General features: G+C 63.3%; 26 protein-coding genes, 2 pseudogenes and 1 riboswitch. Of the genes and pseudogenes, 9 read left to right on the top strand and 19 right to left on the bottom strand.

Annotated elements, in window-relative coordinates:
- Window positions 1-79: 79 nt before the first annotated feature.
- The 11 genes and pseudogenes from MESAU_RS15905 to MESAU_RS15865 all read right to left on the bottom strand — a co-directional run bounded on the left by MESAU_RS15905 (window position 80) and on the right by MESAU_RS15865 (window position 7,968).
- The gene (locus MESAU_RS15905; RefSeq protein WP_015317059.1) at window positions 80-520 is read right to left on the bottom strand and encodes an aconitase X swivel domain-containing protein; all 441 of its coding nucleotides are present in this window, start codon (window positions 518-520) and stop codon (window positions 80-82) included.
- Complete coding sequence (locus tag MESAU_RS15900; RefSeq protein WP_015317058.1) at window positions 517-1,767, bottom strand: aconitase X; 1,251 nt, start codon at window positions 1,765-1,767, stop codon at window positions 517-519. The genes MESAU_RS15905 and MESAU_RS15900 overlap by 4 nt, the downstream gene beginning before the upstream one ends.
- Window positions 1,768-1,844: 77 nt before the next feature.
- Window positions 1,845-1,961 (bottom strand): annotated as a pseudogene (locus tag MESAU_RS32305) (spermidine/putrescine ABC transporter ATP-binding protein); the annotation flags it as partial.
- Between the two features lie 57 nt (window positions 1,962-2,018).
- Window positions 2,019-2,193, bottom strand: a pseudogene (locus tag MESAU_RS32300) (ABC transporter permease); the annotation flags it as partial.
- Between the two features lie 231 nt (window positions 2,194-2,424).
- Window positions 2,425-2,589 (bottom strand): DUF3309 family protein, encoded by a 165-nt coding sequence (locus tag MESAU_RS30245; RefSeq protein WP_023769518.1) that lies wholly within the window; start codon window positions 2,587-2,589, stop codon window positions 2,425-2,427.
- Window positions 2,590-2,819: 230 nt separating this feature from the next.
- Window positions 2,820-3,464 carry a hypothetical protein gene (locus MESAU_RS15890; protein ID WP_015317055.1) on the bottom strand — a complete coding sequence of 215 codons (645 nt, stop codon included), beginning with the start codon at window positions 3,462-3,464 and terminating at the stop codon, window positions 2,820-2,822.
- A gap of 405 nt (window positions 3,465-3,869) precedes the next feature.
- Window positions 3,870-4,508 (bottom strand): methyltransferase family protein, encoded by a 639-nt coding sequence (locus MESAU_RS15885; protein ID WP_224587972.1) that lies wholly within the window; start codon window positions 4,506-4,508, stop codon window positions 3,870-3,872.
- Between the two features lie 252 nt (window positions 4,509-4,760).
- Window positions 4,761-5,777, bottom strand: a complete 1,017-nt coding sequence (locus tag MESAU_RS15880) for an ABC transporter substrate-binding protein (RefSeq protein ID WP_015317053.1) — start codon at window positions 5,775-5,777, stop codon at window positions 4,761-4,763.
- Window positions 5,770-6,537, bottom strand: coding sequence for an ABC transporter ATP-binding protein (locus tag MESAU_RS15875; RefSeq protein WP_015317052.1), 768 nt, complete (start codon window positions 6,535-6,537; stop codon window positions 5,770-5,772). The genes MESAU_RS15880 and MESAU_RS15875 overlap by 8 nt, the downstream gene beginning before the upstream one ends.
- On the bottom strand, window positions 6,534-7,232 hold the full coding sequence (locus MESAU_RS15870) for an ABC transporter permease (RefSeq protein ID WP_411961396.1): 699 nt from the start codon (window positions 7,230-7,232) through the stop codon (window positions 6,534-6,536). Before MESAU_RS15870 ends, MESAU_RS15875 begins: the two co-directional genes overlap by 4 nt.
- Before the next feature lie 127 nt (window positions 7,233-7,359).
- The gene (locus tag MESAU_RS15865) at window positions 7,360-7,968 is read right to left on the bottom strand and encodes a YkoF family thiamine/hydroxymethylpyrimidine-binding protein (protein ID WP_015317050.1); all 609 of its coding nucleotides are present in this window, start codon (window positions 7,966-7,968) and stop codon (window positions 7,360-7,362) included.
- Window positions 7,959-8,072, bottom strand: a riboswitch (TPP riboswitch). Its footprint overlaps the gene before it by 10 nt.
- Window positions 8,073-8,347: 275 nt before the next feature.
- On the opposite strand from MESAU_RS15865, the gene MESAU_RS15860 reads away from it, so the two are divergent.
- Entirely contained in the window at window positions 8,348-8,656 is a 309-nt protein-coding gene (locus MESAU_RS15860) for a hypothetical protein (RefSeq protein WP_015317049.1), read from the top strand.
- A gap of 58 nt (window positions 8,657-8,714) precedes the next feature.
- Here MESAU_RS15860 and MESAU_RS15855 read toward each other — a convergent pair whose 3' ends face one another.
- From MESAU_RS15855 to MESAU_RS15845, 3 genes are all read right to left on the bottom strand, one after another.
- A complete protein-coding gene (locus MESAU_RS15855; protein ID WP_041163414.1) occupies window positions 8,715-9,767 on the bottom strand; it encodes a formyltransferase family protein in 1,053 nt (350 codons plus the stop codon).
- A 340-nt stretch (window positions 9,768-10,107) separates the two neighbouring features.
- Complete coding sequence (gene msrA, locus MESAU_RS15850; RefSeq protein WP_015317047.1) at window positions 10,108-10,626, bottom strand: peptide-methionine (S)-S-oxide reductase MsrA; 519 nt, start codon at window positions 10,624-10,626, stop codon at window positions 10,108-10,110.
- Between the two features lie 167 nt (window positions 10,627-10,793).
- Entirely contained in the window at window positions 10,794-12,341 is a 1,548-nt protein-coding gene (locus MESAU_RS15845) for a glycosyltransferase family 39 protein (protein WP_015317046.1), read from the bottom strand.
- Between the two features lie 198 nt (window positions 12,342-12,539).
- Between MESAU_RS15845 and MESAU_RS15840 the strand changes: the two genes are divergently transcribed.
- Entirely contained in the window at window positions 12,540-13,247 is a 708-nt protein-coding gene (locus tag MESAU_RS15840; RefSeq protein WP_015317045.1) for a hypothetical protein, read from the top strand.
- A 158-nt stretch (window positions 13,248-13,405) separates the two neighbouring features.
- Here MESAU_RS15840 and MESAU_RS15835 read toward each other — a convergent pair whose 3' ends face one another.
- Both MESAU_RS15835 and MESAU_RS15830 read right to left on the bottom strand, forming a co-directional pair.
- Window positions 13,406-13,735, bottom strand: coding sequence for a hypothetical protein (locus MESAU_RS15835; RefSeq protein ID WP_051041295.1), 330 nt, complete (start codon window positions 13,733-13,735; stop codon window positions 13,406-13,408).
- Complete coding sequence (locus tag MESAU_RS15830) at window positions 13,728-14,102, bottom strand: hypothetical protein (RefSeq protein WP_015317043.1); 375 nt, start codon at window positions 14,100-14,102, stop codon at window positions 13,728-13,730. The genes MESAU_RS15835 and MESAU_RS15830 overlap by 8 nt, the downstream gene beginning before the upstream one ends.
- Before the next feature lie 307 nt (window positions 14,103-14,409).
- Between MESAU_RS15830 and MESAU_RS15825 the strand changes: the two genes are divergently transcribed.
- The gene (locus MESAU_RS15825) at window positions 14,410-14,679 is read left to right on the top strand and encodes a hypothetical protein (protein WP_015317042.1); all 270 of its coding nucleotides are present in this window, start codon (window positions 14,410-14,412) and stop codon (window positions 14,677-14,679) included.
- 98 nt (window positions 14,680-14,777) lie between these two features.
- Window positions 14,778-15,083, top strand: a complete 306-nt coding sequence (locus MESAU_RS15820; protein ID WP_015317041.1) for a hypothetical protein — start codon at window positions 14,778-14,780, stop codon at window positions 15,081-15,083.
- Between the two features lie 48 nt (window positions 15,084-15,131).
- Here the strand turns inward: MESAU_RS15820 and MESAU_RS15815 are convergent, their stop codons facing one another.
- Window positions 15,132-15,560, bottom strand: coding sequence for a DoxX family protein (locus tag MESAU_RS15815; protein WP_015317040.1), 429 nt, complete (start codon window positions 15,558-15,560; stop codon window positions 15,132-15,134).
- Between the two features lie 605 nt (window positions 15,561-16,165).
- On the opposite strand from MESAU_RS15815, the gene MESAU_RS15810 reads away from it, so the two are divergent.
- The 4 genes from MESAU_RS15810 (at window position 16,166) to MESAU_RS15795 (ending at window position 17,652) form a co-directional block, all read left to right on the top strand.
- Window positions 16,166-16,345: a DUF3606 domain-containing protein gene (locus tag MESAU_RS15810; RefSeq protein WP_015317039.1), complete on the top strand. Its 180-nt coding sequence runs from the start codon at window positions 16,166-16,168 to the stop codon at window positions 16,343-16,345.
- Between the two features lie 247 nt (window positions 16,346-16,592).
- Window positions 16,593-17,036, top strand: coding sequence for a GFA family protein (locus tag MESAU_RS15805; protein WP_015317038.1), 444 nt, complete (start codon window positions 16,593-16,595; stop codon window positions 17,034-17,036).
- Window positions 17,037-17,110: 74 nt separating this feature from the next.
- A complete protein-coding gene (locus MESAU_RS15800; protein WP_245262876.1) occupies window positions 17,111-17,383 on the top strand; it encodes a DUF982 domain-containing protein in 273 nt (90 codons plus the stop codon).
- 23 nt (window positions 17,384-17,406) lie between these two features.
- Entirely contained in the window at window positions 17,407-17,652 is a 246-nt protein-coding gene (locus tag MESAU_RS15795; RefSeq protein WP_015317036.1) for a DUF982 domain-containing protein, read from the top strand.
- 67 nt (window positions 17,653-17,719) lie between these two features.
- On the opposite strand, the gene MESAU_RS32235 is transcribed toward MESAU_RS15795, so the two are convergent.
- Together MESAU_RS32235 and MESAU_RS15790 are read right to left on the bottom strand one after the other, a co-directional pair.
- Window positions 17,720-17,854 (bottom strand): hypothetical protein, encoded by a 135-nt coding sequence (locus MESAU_RS32235; RefSeq protein ID WP_015317035.1) that lies wholly within the window; start codon window positions 17,852-17,854, stop codon window positions 17,720-17,722.
- Between the two features lie 92 nt (window positions 17,855-17,946).
- Window positions 17,947-18,243, bottom strand: coding sequence for a hypothetical protein (locus tag MESAU_RS15790; RefSeq protein ID WP_015317034.1), 297 nt, complete (start codon window positions 18,241-18,243; stop codon window positions 17,947-17,949).
- A gap of 271 nt (window positions 18,244-18,514) precedes the next feature.
- Between MESAU_RS15790 and MESAU_RS15785 the strand changes: the two genes are divergently transcribed.
- Window positions 18,515-19,423 (top strand): alpha/beta fold hydrolase, encoded by a 909-nt coding sequence (locus MESAU_RS15785; RefSeq protein WP_015317033.1) that lies wholly within the window; start codon window positions 18,515-18,517, stop codon window positions 19,421-19,423.
- The last annotated feature ends 230 nt before the right edge of the window (window positions 19,424-19,653 follow it).

Genomic DNA, 19,653 nt, shown 5'->3' with positions numbered 1-19,653 from the left:
CGATTTGGCCAGGGAACATGGCTCTGGCAGCGGCGACTTCAATCTGCAGCTCCCGCGCCAGCTTCAGGAACGCATGGTCCTAGACCTTGCGAACGACCGCCTCACCATCTGCCCCGATACCGATCGCGATCCGCTCGCCGGAAACAATGCCCCCAATGTCGCAAACCACCAGCGGCATGCTGATCGCGTAGAGGAACTCGGCGACGATGGCGCCAACGGCAAGGATCGGGTCCGGCCGTTCCAGAAGAATGCCGGCCGGCGCCGTGCCCCTGCGGATTGCCTCGGCCAAGACAGAGGAAGAAGACGAGGACCCTCGCCCGCTCGGCATGACCAGTATCTTGCCGGAGACATTCTGGCCAAGGCCTGGGTGCGAACGATCCGTTATATCGCCGGTCTCGGCGTCTATGCCGCCCCAGAAGCTGAGCGGTTGCGAGAACACCAGCGCCTCGCCCTCGGCGGCACCCGCCAGTTGGAATGTGCCGGCTCTTTCAACGACCTTCACTTCAATCGACCGCGTCATGAGCCGCTCCGCACGACGTGCCCTGCGGCGGCGGAGCGGATGCAATCCTTCATTTCGGCGAAGGCGACGGTCACGCCGATATTGCCCGGCGCATAATGCGCCCATTTGCCGGAATTGGTCATCACCACGCCGTCGAGACGCTCGAGAATCGAGGTGACATAGGTGCAGGTGTCAGCGACCGGGACCAGGCCGAACGCCTCCATGCCAGCCAATGCCCCCTCCTCCTGCAATCGTGTCAGCGTCGCGCGGCCGGTGTTGACATAGATCGGGATGCCCCTGCCCGGCGCCACCGCACGCAGCAGCGGCAACAGGCGCATCCATTCCTGGTGGGAAAAGTGCGGCGTGCCCAGTGACACGGCTGAAAGCAGCGCGCCGTCGGGCACTCCAGACAGTCTGGCCAGCGCATGGTCGATATCGGCGCGGCTGATGCGGATCGTCTCTTCCGGCGCATGGCCATGGAACGCCTCGTCGAGCGTCCGCGCTTCCGGCGTGACCGCGACCGCATGGAACAGCGCCACCGCGCCGGTCGTTGCCGCCGCCGCGCCCAGCGCCTTCAACTGGTCCTCGTCGCGCGGTTGCGGCAGACCGACGATCACAGGAATGCGGTCCCCACTGGCTTGCCCGATGATCAGCCCGACGCCGACGAACAGGCTGTCGCTCGGCTCCCCGTCGGCAACATCCAGCTCGAACAGGATGCGGCCGCGCCGGTTCTCGCTGAGATGCAGGCCCCAGCCCGGTGCGCGACCCGTCATGGCACAGCACAGGTCGATGAAATCGCCATAGCGGTTGGTGCGAGCGCCGATCACCGAATTGGCGAAAACGATGGCATTGGACTCGCCCCAGGCGATCTGCTGGCCGAATTCAGGCCGGAACCGCGTCTGGTAGGGGGCACAGGTGAATGTGGCCTGGCAGCCAAGTTCCAGATGCGCCTTCATCAACCGCCGCGCCGGCATTTCTTCAGCCGCCGGCATCTTGACCATGCCGGGATGGATAAGGTCGAACGAGCCGACATTGAGCGTCGTCGGCACTCGGACACGTCCGCTTCCCTCGACCAGCCGCTCGACGAAATCGAGCCCTGCCTTGCCGTGATAGAGACAGCCATCGATATGAGCGCCTGAGATGTCGAGCAGGCTGCCGGCCCCAACCGCGTTCGAGAAGGCGACGAGGATTTTCATGGCGGCGGCCGCGGCTGGGCCTTGCTCGCCATCGAGCATGGATTGGTCGCGGGCCGTCAGGTCAAACGTCATCAAGGTGCTCCGGGCTTAACTTGGGCCCGGCTATGCGTTCCTCATTGTCAGCGGTCTGGCAAGAGCCGAAACGACGATCAGCCCGCCGCCGCAATCAGCACTGTGCTCTCCGGCGACCAGCGCAGCACCACATCCTGACCTTCCACCAGCCTGTCGGCGCCAGTATTTTGGACGATGACTTTCAACGTCTGGCCGGCGCAGCCGCGAGGCCGAGCGAGCGCCCGGCTTCGATCAGCGAGTCGTCGATAGCCCGTCACCTCGAGGCCGAGGCGGAGCGAAGCCGGCAGCAGCGTCAGATAGAGATTCTGCGAGAAGAAGGCGGCGTAATTGCCCAGCGTGAACGCCCACGGCTTTCCCGTCAACGGCAGGTCGGTCATGACGGAGAAAAAAGACCGTGGCCGAGAGCGGCAGAAAGACCGAAGGCAATCGCTTTGCAGAAGAACGAAAGCCCGCTCCGGGAACCGGGGCGGGCCTTGGAGGAGGATGAAGGGGTGGGACCCTCTCCTCTTGTTTCCACGGGGGGTGTGGACCGCAATCACCATACAGCCGTCCTGCGGGGCGCATGATCACAAGCCGGCCTGCTTCCATCACATTCCAGTGCACGCCGGCGCGGGTTCGCTCACGGGACCGCGACGCCGGCGACACAAGAGGAGCCGGCTAGATGCGTCCCAGGACGACAAGGATGATGACGATGATCAACACAAGTCCGAGACCGCCACCGCCATAGTAACCGGTTCCGTAGAACGGGCCACCGCCCAGACCGCTGAAGCCGCCGAGCAGCGCGAGGATTAGAATAATGATAAGTATCGTTCCGAGACCCATGGCCTTCCCTGCTCCTGAATGCGCGCTTTCGCGCTGGTTCAACATCGCGCCATTTCGGATGTCGCAAGGTATGAACGTTTTAGAGGGGCTGGCGTTCCGCTGGACTATTGCGGCTACGGAACACACAGCCCGCAACGCAGAAAGCCCGCCTGGACGGCGGGCTTTCCAACCGGCCGGAGGCCAGGAGAGTGCGGTCAGGCCTACGGCTGGTTCCGCAACCTCCCTCAGCCTCAGCGGCGTGCGATCAGCAGGCAGAGCTGCCGCAAGTCGCGGTCATAGGTCCCTTCGCTGCTGAGGACATCGACGCAGCGCTTCTTCATGCGCGTCACCTGCGAGCTTGACATCTGGGCCACGACACCGGGAACGTTGGGGTGATTGGGATTGGATGGGTTGTTCGGGTTGGACGGATTGCTGGGATTGGTGCCGTTGCCGATGCCCGCGCCGACACCAATGCCACCGGCGCCGCCAACACTGGCGCCAAGCCCCGCATTGATGCCACCCGTTCCGCCAACATTGGCACCGAGCCCGGCGTTGATGCCGCCCGAACCACCGATATTGGCGCCGGCTCCTGCATTGACGCCATTGCTGCCGCCGACCGACGCGCCGAGCCCGGCGCTGACGCCCCTCGAGCCGCCGACATTGGCGCCGGCTCCGGCATTGACGCCACCGCTGCCGCCGACCGAGGCACCGACGCCGGCATTGATGCCGCCACCGCCGCCGACCGAGGCGCCGACACCGGCATTGACACCGCCGCTACCGCCAACCGAGGCGCCGACACCGACGCCAAGACCTGCTGCGTTTGCTGGCACGGACAGAACCAAGACTATTGCACTACCCGCCAACACACTGGCGACTGTCTTGATGGTAAAGGCCATAACACTCTCCTGTTGTCGTTGCGCTAGGCAGTCGGCATGCAGCCGATTGCGATGGCAACTACGTCGAAGAGAGTTTTGAGTTTCAATTCACGCTATACATGTGAGCGGCATGGTATTAACTGTCGAAACAAGAAAGCGGTAATGATAATAAAAATATAATATACTTGTAGAAAATATCTAATGGCAGACGTTTGCAATGTCTATATTTTGAGAAGTTTACGAGAAAAAACGATTTAGAGCCAGCTGTTGGAGAGCCGATGATTTGGTGCCAGGCTGCTTGCTACCGAACAGCCAGGATACAGCACCTCACCTGCGGAGCAGTTCCGGACCACTAGCCGCTAAGGAGCCCTGTTGGCCAACTCTGGATCAAACAGGACCGGCCACTCTCGCGTGACAGTCTGGCCTTCAGAATATCCGGTAAAACAGCCTATAGCGCACGCGCTCCATATAAGAGCGGTACTCCGGTTCCGCGGCAAGCAAGGCCTCCTCGCGCAGAATGCGGTACACCTGCAGATAGGTGATAACCGCATAGACGGCGAGATTGTAGAAGGAAAAGGCCGACAGCAGGTAAAGGACATGGCCGGTAAGGTAACCGGCATAGATCGGATGCCGCACCAGGCGGTAGGCGCCGCCGGTCATCACGCCGCGATTGGCGGGCAGGATGGCAAAGGAACGACCCAGCGACAGCTTTCCCCAGATGACGAACCACAGTGCCAGGAACTGCAGCGGCGCGGCGACATAGATGGGGATGATGGGGATGCCCGGTTCCATGGTGATCAAGGCGACACCAAAACTGGCGGTCACCGAAGCGACTACCGCAAGCGGGCTCCAGTCACGCGTCACCGGCCGCCGCGATAGCAGCAGCCAGGTAAAGGTGAGCGTCTCGGAGACCGCCACGAGCGCGATATTGAACCGGGTGGGATCCTGCACGAAGTGATACACGCCCCGGTACACAAACAGCGCGGCGCATGCGAGCGCACAAATGCGAAAGAAGCCTTCGCGCAAGTCGGCCAGGATCTCGCGCTTGCGCGCTTCGGATATCATCCCGCCCTGGTTGACGCGCGGAAGCGTTTCGCTTTTTGGTGCAAGCAAGGCAAGAACCCCGATCATCCCTCGGAGGGACCTTTGCACGCAACCATTGCCGTGTGGTTAACCGAGAAGATCATATCGGCATCAGAAACGGCGACGGCGCCGCCGAAAGAGACACAAGGCACGGCCGTGCAGATTGTCTCCGCTTCGAGGATCGCCAGGAATGGGTTTCGCCCGAGTTGATCCTCTCCTTAAGGGATTGGCCAGCTACCCCAGAAATGCGTTGCTGAAATACCTGGCGAAATCCGGGCTCTGCGGCAGAACCTTACCGTCGGCGTCGCGCAGAATGCCGGCGGCGAAGAGGTAGTTGCCGATCGCTTCCATCTTGGCAGGGTCCAACGTCCCGATGGCACCATTTTGCCCGCGTAGATAATTGCCCTCGAGCAGTGCCTTCAGCGAGGCGTGGACCAAGGCCGGATTCGTCAGGGCATCCTTGTTGGCGGCTATCAGCAGCGTGGCGGCCTCCCCTGGATGATCGACGGCGAATTGGTAACCGCGCCGCGTTGCCTGGATGAAGGATGACGACAATTCGGGGTTCGCCTGGAGATACGCTTCGCTCGAAGAGATAAGCGTGGTGTGCTCATCGGGGACGCCATGGTCGGCATAGACGAAACTGCGCTGCTTAACGCCCCTGAGTTCGGCTTCGACGCCCTCCCAGGTCGACACTTCCAGCGTGAAGTCGACCGAACCGTTGGCCAGCGCCTCGTAGGCGGAAGTGCCCAGCGTCACCGTCTCGAAATCGCCCTTGCCGCCGTCGTGACGGATGATGGTCGAGATCAGCGCGGTCTCCCAGGCGCTGCCGAAACCGCCATAGGTCAGGCCATCCAGATCTTTCGGGCTTTTGATTTCGCTGCGCGCGGCATTGAACACCAGCCGGCCTGTCTCGGACTGCACGACGGCATAGACGCCCTTCAGATCGGCCCCCGCGGTCTTCTGGGTGAACAGGCTGATGGTGCCGTTGATCCCGAAATCGGCGACATGGTTGGCGACAAGCGTGCCGGCACCGGTATCGCTGTACGGCAGGATGTCGACCTCGATGCCGGCTTCCCGATAAAATCCCTTATCGCGGGCGACGAACAGGCCGATGTGGTTGGTGTTGACCGTCCAGTCGAGGGCGACCGTGACCGTCCGCGTTGCCGCGAAGGAACGGCTCGATCCGGTGATCAGCGGTACGCTGCCGGCAAGGGTGAGCAGCAGGGCTTGCCTGCGCGTCAAGTCAATCATGGTCATGTCCTTCGGATGGCTGGAGGTTGAGCAAAATGTCGAGAATCTCGGCCTCGAGTGCCCCGGCCTGCCGCGTGGCCGCGCTGGCGGAATCGCGCGGGCGCGGCAGCGGCACCTTGATCTCGCGCACGACCCGGGCAGGCCGCGCGGACAGCACATAGATGCGGTCGGACAGGAACAGGGCTTCGCGCACGTCATGAGTGATCAGCAACGCCGTCCAGTGGTGGTGCCGCCACATCTGTTCGAGCCAGCGCTGCAGGGCCGCACGGGTCAGTGCGTCGAGCGCGCCGAACGGCTCGTCGAGCAGCAACATATCGCGTTCCTGCACCACGGTGCGTAAAAGCGCCGTGCGCTGGCGCATGCCGCCCGAGATCTGCGCTGGAAAGTGCCACTCGAAGCCGGCAAGGCCGAATTCGGCAAACAGCGGAGCCACACGCTTCCGTGCCGCCTTGCGGCTGACGCCTTGCACCTCGAGTCCGAGCGTGGTGTTGTCGAGGATGCGCCGCCACGGCATCAGCGCGTCGCGCTGCGGCATGAAGGCGAAATGCCTGCCGTGATCGTCGAGCGGCACGCCGTCGAAGAACATCTCACCCTCGCCATGCTCGGCGCCGGTCAGAAGCTGGAACAGCGTCGACTTGCCGGCTCCCGAAGGTCCAAGGATCGAGACGAATTCGCCGGCATCGACACGAAGCGAAATGTCGGCGAGCACATCGAGCCCGCCAAACGCCTTGCGAACATGCCGCAATTCGAGCCGGCTCATGCTTCTGGACCTTTTCCAGGGCCTTGCCTGCCAGCAGCTCGTTCCCAGGGCATGGCAAGACGCTGCAGCAGCATCGTCAGCCCGAACAGGACAAGGGTGAGCGCTGCGCTGACGCAGACGGCGGCGAGCACCAGGTCGGGACGGAAATTGTTCTTGGCGTTGAGCATGTAGATGCCCAGCCCTTTGGCCGCGCCTGCATATTCGGCGAAAATGGCGCCGACGACGGCATAGGTGATGGATATCCTGAGGCCAGCGAAGAAATAAGGCAGCGCCGAAGGCAATCGTGCCAGCATGAAGACACGCCAACGCCCTGCTCCCATGGCACGCAGCATCTGACCGATCTCCACCTCGGTAGCCTCGTAGCCCTGTACCAGCGCGACCAGCATCGGGAAGAAGGTGACCAGCGCCACCAGCACGATCTTGGGCGCCAGCCCGAAGCCGAACCACAGCACCACCAATGGCGCGATGGCGACCAGCGGCAAAGTCTGGCTGACTATGAAGATGGGAAACAGCGCTCGCCGCAAAGGCTGGAAGAAGTCGACCAGCATCGACAGGGCGAAGGCGGCACTGAGCGAACAGGCAAAACCGATCAGCGTGGCGCGGACCGTGGGAATGGCGTTGTCGACCAAGGCTTCCCGATTGAGCATCGCCTGTTCGAAGACGCGCGAGGGCGCCGGCAGAACCGTCGGCTTCATGCCGGAAATGTTTGCGTACAGTTCCCAGGCCACGAGCACCAAACCGATCGATATCACGGCCGGCGCTGTTTTTGCGAAGAAGCCCGCGACGTTACGCGGGTTGAATGACGATGAGACCACGAGCGGTTCAGACGGCGGTGGGACTGTTGGCCGAGACCGTGACATCGAGGGTTACATGGCCGGCGCCGGGCCCGAAGCGGCAGAAGGCTTCATCGAGGGCCGAGAAGATCGCGCCGGCATCGCCGCGCAGCTTGGTGCAGAAATTCTTGGAGCGATCGTAGACGCCGGACTGCTTCAGGAAATCTATGCAGCCATAGATTTCGTCCATGTGGTCGTCAGTGCCCATCACATAGAGCGAGAACTGCGCCGCCGCCGGCTGGCCAGTGGCCGGCGCGCCGCGCACTGCGGTGATGGCGGCTTGCTTGCGCGGGCCGAGTGGCCCGGCAGGTCCGCCGAACGTGTCGGAGCGGCAGATCGGGTCATCCGGCTCGCCTGGGCAGCCACGCGAAATGGTGGCTGACAGCACGCAATGCCTGCCGCTGCCAGACGCGGCCACGAAAAGGTCGCGCAGCGCAGGGAATAACACCTCGGGGGGCCCGACCAGCAAGGTCGAAATGTCGTCGGTCTCGATCCTGAGCTTATCGCGGTACGGATCGAGCGCGCCGAGCGCGCCCAGAATGATGCCGACGAAATCGTCGGCCATTGGATATAGGGAAACCTGTGCGCCTGAAAACATCGCCCGCCTCGCTCCGCTGGTATTACCCAGATCAGCTTCTAGGGTCTGTGGGCTTGCCGCCCCCGTCTCAGCCCCGACCGTACGGAGCACCCCTGTGGATAGGCGCGTTAAAGCATCATTCGGACGGTTGGGAAAGCTGTTTTTTTGGCAAGCCGCGCTAAAGCATTGCCCGAGCTCCAGGGCAATTGGACATCGCCGGCGCGGAAATTTGTCTGGAACCTTCGCCATTCCGAGGGGTTGTCCCACCAGTCGCTGGACGCGATTCCAGGACCAATTTTCCGTTCGGGATTGTGTCAAAACAAGAGATTGAGCGGTTCATGATTTCCGCGAAACCGTGCACCGTTCCCGGCGACGAGTTCACAGAAAATGGAGACAAATCATGTTCATGAAAATCCTCGCGGCTTCGGCCTTCACCATTGCCGTTGCAACATCCGCCATGGCACAAAGCAATAGCGCAGCGGGCGCGGATGGGCCCGGCGGTAGCGGCAAGTCCGTCACTGTGGACCCAAGCACCCCGGCTTCACCCAGTACGATCGATCCGGGCGCGACCAACAGCACGACCACCACGCCGGGCGACCTGAATTCCAATGCGGACAAGAATTGCCCGACCAACCCGCAGGGTGCACAGACGGACGCCAATGGCAACGCCACCGCGCCGACCGTGAACGACAACAACTGCGGAAAGTAGTTTGCCATCGCGATATGGGAACCGCGGACGCAGTTTCCACGGTTCCCATTATTGGGATTCAGTGTCCGCGACTACCCGCTTGTGGCTCTGGTGCCGCTTCACTGCCCACCCGGCCAAAGACCCTTAATTCAGCGTACGGTTTGCCGGCCCGGGGGCGTGGGAATGAGGCGTATATTTTCATCAGCCGTTTGAGCAGGCGCCCGTAGGTGAGGTGCCGAACCCGGCCATTGGCAAGATCGAACTCCACCATCCCCCACCGCCTTACGGGACCCTTTCCGGTTGGCGGACCCAGTCGCCTGACCTGGAAGGCCAGCCTGACCTTGCGGCCGGCGACATCCAGATAGATACCGGGTTTAGCGCCCAATACGTGCCACATCCGGGCAACGTGCCCGATCGACATGTCGGACGAAATCGCCATGTGGTCCCGCTCAAGTCGAGCCCAGACGAAATCACCGGCTGGCTGCGGCATCCCCGACACCAGATTCTTGCAATAGCCTGGCGCCACCTCACGCACCAACCGGCGCATCGCGCTCGCCACGCCGTCCACCATATCCCGCCGCGATGCCCAGTCTGCTTCGGTGAACGGCACTTGTCCGAGGATGTCGCCGTCGTCGAAATTGGCCGACATCTTATGCAGTGTCACGCCGCCATGGACCGCATGCTGGCCATCCGCGACAAGACGATGGAGAGGATGCGGCCCCCGGTAGTTGGGCAGCAGCGCCGGATGAAAATTAAGCCCGCCCTTGGGAAAGAGGTCGAGCAGCTGCTGCGGGATCAAGGTCGGGAAAGCGAAGCAGATCAGCACATCCGCGGCGATGTCAGGCAATTGCCGGGCAAGCTCGTTCCAGTCGTAAGGCCGGCGGAATTCGATCAGCTTTACCGGCGTGTTGCCGAGATGGCGCCTGAGCAAAAGCCGGCGCCTCAGCCTGCGCCGAAAATTGCCAATGCTGAAGCCTCTGGATGGGCGTTGAAAACCAGGCACGATGATCGCACCAACACGGTTTCCCGCCTCGATCCATCCGGAAAGCAGCGGCCCGGTATAAGCAGAAACATCCAGGATGAAAATTGCATTGAGTTGCCCGGCGCAGGCCGCGGGTTCGGAAGAAATCATCTTCTCAAGCCCAGCGGGGCAAGACGTAGCCTGCCCGCACCAGCAATTCGATCACCGTTACAACTCGGCCAGCCAGGCCCGAAAGCCGGCCTGGCCGGTCAGGCTGCCTTGGAAGAAAGCGGTCCCGCCGCAACACTTGAGAGTCTTTCCCGCTTCACCAACACCGGCTTTTCGTAGATCTTCTTCATGCTCATCCCCGATGATCAATCAACCCACGCAGTTGGCCAGCAACGCAGCGAACTGTCAACCGCCGGACGGCGGCTAACAGCCCCAATGCGTATGATCCTTGGCAATCGACGAGCGTTTACACCCAACCTGCTGCCAAAACGGCTGGTGAGCCTTATGAAACCGCCTTTTCACGAACCGGCAGCTTCCAGCCTGGTCTGACGAAATGGCAGGTGTAGCCGTTGGGATATTTCTCGAGATAGTCCTGGTGCTCTGGTTCGGCCTCCCAGAACGCTCCGGCCGGCGCAAGTTCGGTGACGACCTTGCCGGGCCACAGGCCGGAGGCGTCGACATCGGCGATGGTGTCCTCCGCCACACGCTTCTGCTCCTCATCGGTGTAGTAGATTGCGGAGCGATAGCTCATGCCGACATCGTTTCCCTGGCGATTGCGCGTCGTCGGATCATGTATCTGGAAGAAGAATTCCAGAAGCTGGCGAAAGCTGATTTTCGCCGGGTCGAAGGTGATCTCGATGGCTTCGGCATGCGCGCCATGATTGCGATAGGTGGCGTTCGGCACGTCGCCGCCACTGTAGCCGACACGCGTGGCAAGGACACCCGGGAAGCGCCGGATCAAATCCTGCATGCCCCAGAAGCAGCCGCCGGCAAGCACTGCACGTTCGCTCGAAGTCGCCATGTCACGTCTCCTCAAAAGGCAATTCCGGGGAAGTGTAGCGGCTCTCCGTCGGGAATTGCGCGGCACAAACTTGGATAGTGCATAAATGGGCATTGTTGCCAGCTTCGTCCAGTCAGACGAGCGGCCGTCCGGTTGTATTATAGGGAGATCGCACGACGCCGCTCACCCTAGCTGCGCGGATGCCGGGTCCGGCTGCTGGCGGCAGCCGGCAGATATCGCGTGCCGGGCGGAATGACGGCAAAGCTGATCGCCACCGGCGGTGCCTCGCGCGACCAGTTGAAAAGAACGGTCTTGACCGGGATATTGTCCACCCACGCCAGAAATCTTGACGGCACGTGACGACCCGACCAGACCATCAGCATGCCGTGGTCGCGCAACCGCTGCCTCGTGATCCAGGGTGCGAACCGCATATCGAGATCGGTGAAGATAGACGGCTTGTCATAGGCGTTGAGGCCAGCCAGCATGGCAAGATTGGTGTCGCCACCGACGATGTCGAGCCGGCCCGGCGCCGCCGCGTGCCAGATTGCCTCGGCCTCGTCCGAGATCGGCCGCGCCGGCCAGCAGACGGCGTCCATGCGTCCCCGCACATTGCAGTCCGTCCATCGGATCGCCCCATAGGCGCCCGACATGGCGACGATGCAGATGAAGGCGCAGATCGCCAACCTCCTCATCTCGACGGCACCGAGCCGGTGACCGAGAAAGGCGAGCGCGACGACGCCGACAAGATTGTACATCGGTGCGCCCCAGGCTTCGCCGGTGCCGGTGAACAGCGAGACCACCATGATCAGCGCCGCCGGCCCAAGCCCCATCCAGCAGAGATAGACGAGCGTGTCGCGCTCGACCGGCACTTGCGGTGCTGGTGAGCGCCGCAACAGCCCTGATAGCGCCAACACGAGGAGAAAGCCGGAAAGGCCGGCCATCTGGACGCCGATATAATAGAGCCGCGCCCGGTGCTCGCTCACCCATGCATCGCGGCCGGCGAAATAGGTCAAAGGCAGGAAATCGATGCGGTAGAGTGCGATGGCAAGGGGGGCGGCGACGGCGAGAAACACAGCCAGGCCAAGCCATGGCCAGGATGTCGCCAGCCGGCTGCGCGCACGTGGGTCGCACAGCAGCCAGAGGCCGCCGAAGGCAAGCAGCAAGCCGGTGGAGAACTTGGCGTAGAGCCCGACGCCCGACACCAATCCGAGCGCCAGCCACCAGCCCGGCCCGCCGCCGCGGCTGGCGCGCCACAGCAACCAGCAGATCGCCGCCCAGAACGGCATCTGCGCATAGTCGTGATTGAATTGCGGCGTCGGCCAGCCGAAGAAATAGACCGACGGCATCAAAAGCACGGCGGCCAGCGCTTTGTCGCGGCCGAGCGTGTCGCGAGCCAGCAGGCAGACCAGGACGAAAGTGGCCGAGATCGTCAGCTGGGCCAGCAGATATTGCGGCCAGCGGAACGATCCGGTCAGGAGATGACTGGTCTCGAGCAGCCAGCCGGGGAGTTGCGGATGCTTGTAGGTCAAAAGCACCCATTCGCGGCCCCACATGAAGCCTTCCACGACGTCGCCGGGCGGTGCGGGATCGATGAGTGTTGGCACCAGGGTCCAGCACAGGATCTGCACCAGGCACAAAAGTGCCAGCAAACCCCAAGGGTGCCGAAGCAGCGCGGACCAGACCAATGACGAGTCCAGGCCCACGGCAGGCAGTGCTGCCGGCACCCAACGATCCATGGAGTCGTCAATTCCCGCCATGCCGCGCTTAAATCACATCGCCCGGTTTGCCGAATAGCCCCAAGGTCAAAGCTTACAAAAAAGTATACTTGGGTGCCATTGCAATACCAAGATTGAGCGGGAATCTCGGCATTCTATTGCCCTCCCCGGGCAAAACAGCCCGCACACCTGATCCCACTTCAGCATCCCGGACATTCGATGCGTCACCAGCATGCCGTCATCCATCACCGCGCGCTCGACTTCTGGCTGGCACGCGCGGCTGTCCTCGTCATCATCTGCCTGCAGCTTCTGGTCATCAACGATCTTTCGTTCGGCCCTCGCTGGCTGGCGCCGGCGCTGGAGGCCGCCCTGCTGGTGCCCCTGTCCGTGGCCACCGCCTGGACGCAGGTCGCCACCCAGAAAGCGGTCGAGGAAGAGCACTGGTATCTCGTCGGCCGTTTTCGCGTCATGATCCGCAGAACGGCCCTGGTAATGACCGGCGTCGTCAGTGTCATGAACTGCGGCTCGCTGGTGCTGCTGGTGCGCGCTTTGCTGGCGGGACATGCCGGCAGCAGCGGCCAGACACTGCTGGTCGACGCGCTCAATATCTGGCTCACCAACATCATCGTTTTCGCCTTGTGGTTCTGGAGCACCGACCGCGGCGGGCCGCCGACCTGCGGACTGGTCAAACGCGCCCATGCCGATTTTCTGTTTCCGCAAATGACCCTGGACGATCGCGAGGTCCGCGACTGGCTGCCTGGCTTCGTTGATTATTTCTTCCTCGCCTTCACCAATGCGACGGCGTTTTCACCAACCGACACCTTGCCCCTTTCCCAGCGCGCCAAGCTTTTGATGATGGCGGAGGCGATGATCTCGCTGCTCACGATCGCGCTGGTCGCGGCCCGCGCCGTCAACATCCTGGCCTGAGTACGGTTTTCCGACCTTGCGCCGAAGAGGAGCCGGGCCTCGTATCCGTGAAACGATGAGCGGCCCGAAAACGCAAGAAAGCCCGCCCCGGCGTGAGCCAAGGCGGGCTTTTGGTTCGATCGAGGCCTCAGGTGCCGGTCCCAAAGCAGGGCCGGCGGTCAGTCCTCCGGGGCTGGCCCGAACTTCCGCACGATCACCTCGAACAGAATATCCGAGAGGGCGTCCAGCTGGTTTACGGCGACATCAAAATCCCTGGGCAGCACCGACAGCACGATCTTCAGATACTGGTCCGGCTTGTCGGTCCGCACCTCGGCGAGGACACCGGCGCCATGCGCCAGAAAATCGGCCCGCACGGCGGCCAGGAAATCGTCGCCCAATGTTTTCTTGGTCCGCTTCGGCCGGGGCGTCTTGGCGGCTACCGGACTGGCAGCGGGCTTGCGCCTTGCCGCCCTGGCCTTGCGGCGCGCCGGCCCGGTTTCATCAGTCATGGGTCCGCGCCCCGACATTGACATCATCGGCGGCGGCCTTCGGCGGCGCCTGCCTGGCCCGCTTTTTCAAGCGGGCGGATTTCTTCCTGGCCTTTCCTCGCTTCGGCTTCGCGGCCTGTGCGGGCCTCGCCACAGGCCTTGCAGCCTTGAGCCGCGCCATCGCGAGACCTACGAGCTGTGCGCCGATACCGGCCTGCGGAAAGCAGAAGCCACCGGCCGCATCGCGCACCATGCCGATCAGCACGCCGGCGGGAATCGCCTCGACACGGCCGAGGCGCGCCACCGGGCCGGCGCCCTCGAATTCGCCGATGGCGCTGACGATCTCGCGGCCGTCATCGCCGGTGATGATGCTGGCATAGCGGGGCATGGAATTTCTCGCATCTCGCGGAAGCAGCGCTCTACGGCGCCACCGCACCAGTAGGCAGTCCGACCAAGGACCAGAAATACAAAACCCGCCTCGGCGGCGGGTCGGTGGCGCAAATCAGCACCATGGATGGATTTATAGCATCGCTGCCCTCACCGGTCAATGCCAAATAGGAAAAAATTCATATTTCTCCGGGAGGCATGATCCCGGCGGCTGACGTTTATCCGGCTGTTCATGAACCGGCTCCTGTGAAATCATCAGCGCCAGCTCATGGAATGATTCCCGTCGCACGGCCTTGTGGGAGAGGACGATGGACAGACCAGCCATGGCATCCGTCTTCAGGATGCGGCACGCTCCGGCCACGGTTTCCGGTGTGCGCAGCACCGGCCAGGGCCAGGCCGATCCGGTCATCCGGGTGCACTCGCTTGGCGAAGCGATCCGCTTCGTCGCCAACGCTTACCCCAATTACGACATCGGCACCGTCGCCATAGACTGCGGCGACCCTTCGATCCCGCGCCTCGGCAGCCTGGAAGTCAGGGCGCTTTGGCGCGAGTATGGCGAGCGCCTGACGCAGGAGTAGCGCCTGACCGCTCACGATCGGCGCGCTGGTTCCCGCACGCCGGCCGGATCGGAAACGCCGCTGATGCGTTCCACTGCGATCAACGGAGGGAGAAATCCATGAACGTCGCCAACCTGCAACTCGAAGGCCTGCTGATGGCCGTCGCCTCGATCAACCACGTCCTGGTCAAAAAGGGGGTGCTGACGTCGGAGGAGATCGACATCGCGCTTCGCAAGGCCGAGGCGTCGGAAACCGGCGAGGAGCGATCGGACGGCATGTCGGCGTCGAACCGCGACGCCGTCAATTTTCCGATCCGGCTGCTGGAACTCGCCAACCAGTGCCAGCCGGAGGCCGACATGCCGTCTTTCTCGAAGCTGGCCCGCATGGTCGGCCAGATGAAGGAGCCCTACAACGATCAGATGTGAGATCCCTGCCCCTGGCGGGCTCCTCATGCCCTGCCCCCGGCATGCTCATTACGCCCTGCCCGGCCATCCCAGGTTCAGCGCCAGAATTCTTCCAGGTCCGTGGACCGCCGCGAACAGCAGTCCGGCCAGGAACGAAAAATGGTCGACGAAGAAACCGAACTCGGCCTGGTTGCCGGCCCAGTGGCTGGGTCCGTGGAAGGCAAAGGCAAGGAACAGCACATAGGCGGCGGCGACCAGGGCGGCTTGGGTGAAGAAGGCGCCGCTGAGGAAACACAGCACCAGGGCCACCTCCAGGATTGCCGCGCACCATGCCAGGAAGAGCGGGAACGGAAAGCCTGCGGCCGCGATATAGCCCGCCGTGGCCTCCATGCCCATGAACTTGAAGGTCACCGCCATCAGGAAGACGGCGGCGAAGATCAGGCGGGCGACGAGAAGGGCCGCGGTCTGCCACGGCGATTGTACGATTTGGGGCGACATGGTGTTCTCCAGCTTCATCAGCCCCAAGGACGCACCGCCATGTGCCGATCCGACATGCCGGGCAAAAATTTTCACCGGTTCCGGTTTGACGCCCGATGCTATGGCAGCGCACCGCTCGAAGGAAGAAGCAAGACCGCTTACCGGCAGGCACAGCTTTAGAAATTCTTAATGATCCTGAAACTTGTCCGTAACCCTGATCGTGATATTGTTAGCCGGGGCTAATGCACAGCTATGTCTGGTGCACGATATGGGTGGGTGGGTTTTGGGCGCAAGCGTCAGGCTGGGGACGAAGTCCTATCTGGTCCGGACACCGGTTCTGGAGTGCGAAGGCTGCGGCGGCACCGGACAGGTTTTCCAATGCCCGCGCTGGACGAGTTCCAGCGGCCTTTGCTGCCCCGCCGGTACGCATCGCCGCGGCTGTCCCGGCGCCAGCGCGCGCTGCGCCCAATGCAGCGACACCGACAGCACCGGCCCGACCTCTTCATCGGCCTAGGCTGAACTGGCATTGCTCCGCGATGGAACCAGCATCGCCGATCCGTGTTATGTGTGACCGCGACATATAGGCGTCCGCGCGACCATGCGGCTTACAGAAAGTGAGGCCCGACATGCCTGACGACAAATCCAAGACCAAACAAGACCGCAAGCTGGTCTCGAGCGAGGAAACTTACGAGGTCGCGGCCTTCGCGCGCAAATACGGCATTCCGCAGAGCGAGGCCCAGACCATCATCAAGCGCTACGGACCCTCGCGCAAGAAGCTCGACAACCACATGGCCGCCCGCGGATAGAAGTAGCGGCCGCAAGGCGGCAACCAATTCGCCGGCATGGCGTTGAAGAATGCTGCGGGCCGCGTCAACCGGGCTCGGCGGTACGGTGAACAGGATGTCTTTTTCCCGGTTTCTCATCCTGGCCAACGAAATGGCAGACGAGCATCTGTCCCGCCCGGCCCGCGGCATGCCAAACTGACGGAGCCGGCCACGGCTGGAGCACCCGTATGGCAGGCAAAGCCAGGCTGGCGAAACGGAGGGCGCAACCATGTCCGACACAACACGCAGGACCGGCAGTTGCCTGTGCGGTGGCGTGCATTTCGTCGTCAACGGCCAGCCGTCGCGGGTTGGCCTTTGCCATTGCAAGGATTGCCGCAAGGCGGGTGGTTCGGTCTATTCGGCCTTTGCCATCTGGCCGCGCGATGCGTTCGAGACATCGGGCGAAGTCGCCAGCTACGGCACACGCAGCTTTTGCCCGACCTGCGGCAGCCGCGTCGCCTGGGTCGACGACAACGAGGCCGAGGTGATGCTCGGCAGCCTCGACGTCGCACCGACGGATCTGGCACCGCAATATGAATTGTGGACCGGCCGGCGCGAGACCTGGCTGCATGCCTTGCCCGACGCCGAGCAGTTCGAGCACGACCGGCCGCAAGCACAGGATGTCGATCCGCCGGCGCCCAGGCCCTTGTCGGACGCCGTGGCGCGCGACTGAAATCAGGGTTAAAAATTGCGTCCGGGCTCGGAACCCTCCCCTGACGCCGACGTTATCCGGCGCTTCCTCGGTGCATGTCGGCCGATGTGCATGATCATGGAGACGACCCGTTGAACGACAAGATGTTTCCCCGACCGATCCGCCTGAAATTCGCCCCCGAGCGGGAGCGCGTGGTGCGCAGCGCCTGGGAGGGGCTGGAATGCCTTGGCGACTGGCCGGCCGGACAAGGCCGTCAATACCGCGCGGCACTGCGCAGCTGCCGCGATGCGCTGGACGGCTGGACGCCGGCGGAAAAGGCGATGCGGGCGATGATCGACGCCGCGCGCGAGGCGCGCATCCTGCAATGAGGACCCAGTAGCAGGAGAAACAAATGGCCGGTTTGATGCTGTCGACACCGCTGCGGGTCAAGCCTCATGGCTCGGACACGATCCGCGAGGTGGCCACGCTTCAGGACGCCAGTGAAATCCTGATCGACTGGCCACAAGCCAGGCGCGGCCCCTTCTACCAGACCGCGCGCGAAAAGATCGAGTCGGCGCTGGCCAACAATGAGGGCGCGGCACAGGCGCAGGAAGCCTTCACCGCGCTCTGCGATCACGCCGGCCTTCTGGTCAGGTAAGTCAAGGCACCATGGAAACGAAAAGCAGGCGAACTCGCCTGCTTTCTTGTTGCGGAACCGCTTTCGGTCATTCCACTGGCAGATCGCCGTCCACGATCGGGTGGGAGGCCTCGAAGCCGAAGCTCTTCGGCGCCGTCAGCATCAGGACGATGACGATGGCAATAGAGGCAAGCAACGCGGCGGTACTGGCAACATCTCTCACGGCTCCATCCTTTCCAGATCCGGTTTTGTCACAGAAACGTTTCCTGATCCGCGAAGTTCCTCCGCCGTCATGACAATGCTGCTGAACGATCTCTACTGCTTTGGCGGCTGGGGCGGCACCTCGCCCGGCTTGATGACCGGCGTCTTGCCTTCATCGGGCGCCGGCGCGGCCATGCCCTGGTCGCCTGTGGGGGGCGGTTTCAGCACGCCACCGCAATCATTGAGCTTCTCGCTCAGGTCGCCGTTGCCGGGCTGCTGCTTGCCGCCCTGATCCGTTTGTGCCCGGCATTTGTCGGCCTGCTGGTTCGGCGACTGCTGGGCCGTCTGTGCCGCTGCCGGCAATGCCAGGGCCAGCATCGCGGCGCATGACGCAATGACGAGGGATTTCATCTCGGCCTCCTTCGTTGAAGCCGCCCCACGGCGGCCTTCCGTTCACGGGGACAACGCCCGCCGGCCCAAAAGGTTGGCCCAAAGGATTGGGCAAGAGGCTTATGCGCGGGACCGGTCCGTCGCGGCCGGGGCGGCTTTTCCGTTGCCCTCCCCGTGGGGCGGCGGACCGTGATTCCCTCCGGGATCGCCGTGGTCGGCGCAAAAGCCGGCGCTTGCGAAGGCGCCGCAACCAATCCCGTTCTCCAGCCGTTGCCTGTGCCGGAGGCCAGCCATGTTCGAGCATTTCCAGCCTATCGACGTCGATATCGAGGACGCCGGCATCTTCGTGCGCCGCGCCGGTGCCGGACCGGCGGTGCTTTTGCTGCACGGCTTTCCGCAAACCCATCTGATGTGGCGCGATATTGCGCCGCTGCTTGCCGATCGTTTCACCGTCATCTGCGCCGACCTGCGTGGCTATGGGCGCAGCGCCTGCCCGGCCTCGAGCGCCGATCATGCTCCCTATGCCAAGCGGGCCATGGCATCGGAGATGGTGGCGATGATGGCCCGGCTCGGCTTTACCAGCTTCATGGTCGCCGGCCATGATCGCGGCGGGCGCGTCGCCTACCGCATGGCGCTCGACCATCCCGACCGTATCGAAAAACTCGCCGTACTCGACATCGTCCCCACGGCCGACGCCTGGGACCGGGCCGACGCGCGGCTGGCCCTCGGCTTCTGGCCGTGGTCCTTGCTGGCACAGCCCGAACCCTTGCCGGAAAAGATCCTGGCGGGCGCCGCCGACGCCATCGTCGACAATGCGTTGGGTGGCTGGGGGTCGTCGCCCGATGTCTTTCCAGCCGGCATCCGCCAGGCCTATGTCGATGCTTTGCGCGACCCCGCCCACCTCCACGCGATGTGCGAGGAATATCGGGCCGCGGCAACGCTGGACCGCGACCACGACCGGGCGGACAAAGCCGCCGGCCGGCGCATCGCCTGCCCGGTGCTGGCCTTGTGGAGCGGGCAAGGCGCGCTCGCCCAATGGTATGCCGGCGAAGGTGGGCCGTTGGCGCTCTGGCGGAACTGGGCTGACGACGTGCGCGGCCGCGCAATGTCGGGCGGACATTTCTTCCCGGAGGAAGCGCCCGCGCAAACGGCAGGTGCGCTGATCGATTTCTTCGGCGGGCTCAAGCCGGGTGCCGGTTAGCCACCCGCCACCGGGCACCTCGGATCAACCGGCTGGTTCCTCCGCTATATCCTCGCCCTCGGGCTCGCCGGGCCGGAAAGGATCGGGCATTCGCGGACATTCCTCGAACCGATGGTCGCGGCCGCCGCAGAAGGAACAGCACATCGCCTCGCGGCCCTCGTTTCCGGGCCGCCATTGCGGTGTTTCGTAAGGTTTCCTGCCGTCCATGCCCAGCAATGCGCGACGCCCGA

The sequence above is a fragment of the Mesorhizobium australicum WSM2073 genome (assembly GCF_000230995.2).
Lineage (GTDB): Bacteria > Pseudomonadota > Alphaproteobacteria > Rhizobiales > Rhizobiaceae > Mesorhizobium > Mesorhizobium australicum.
This window is presented reverse-complemented; position numbering and strand designations above follow the sequence as displayed.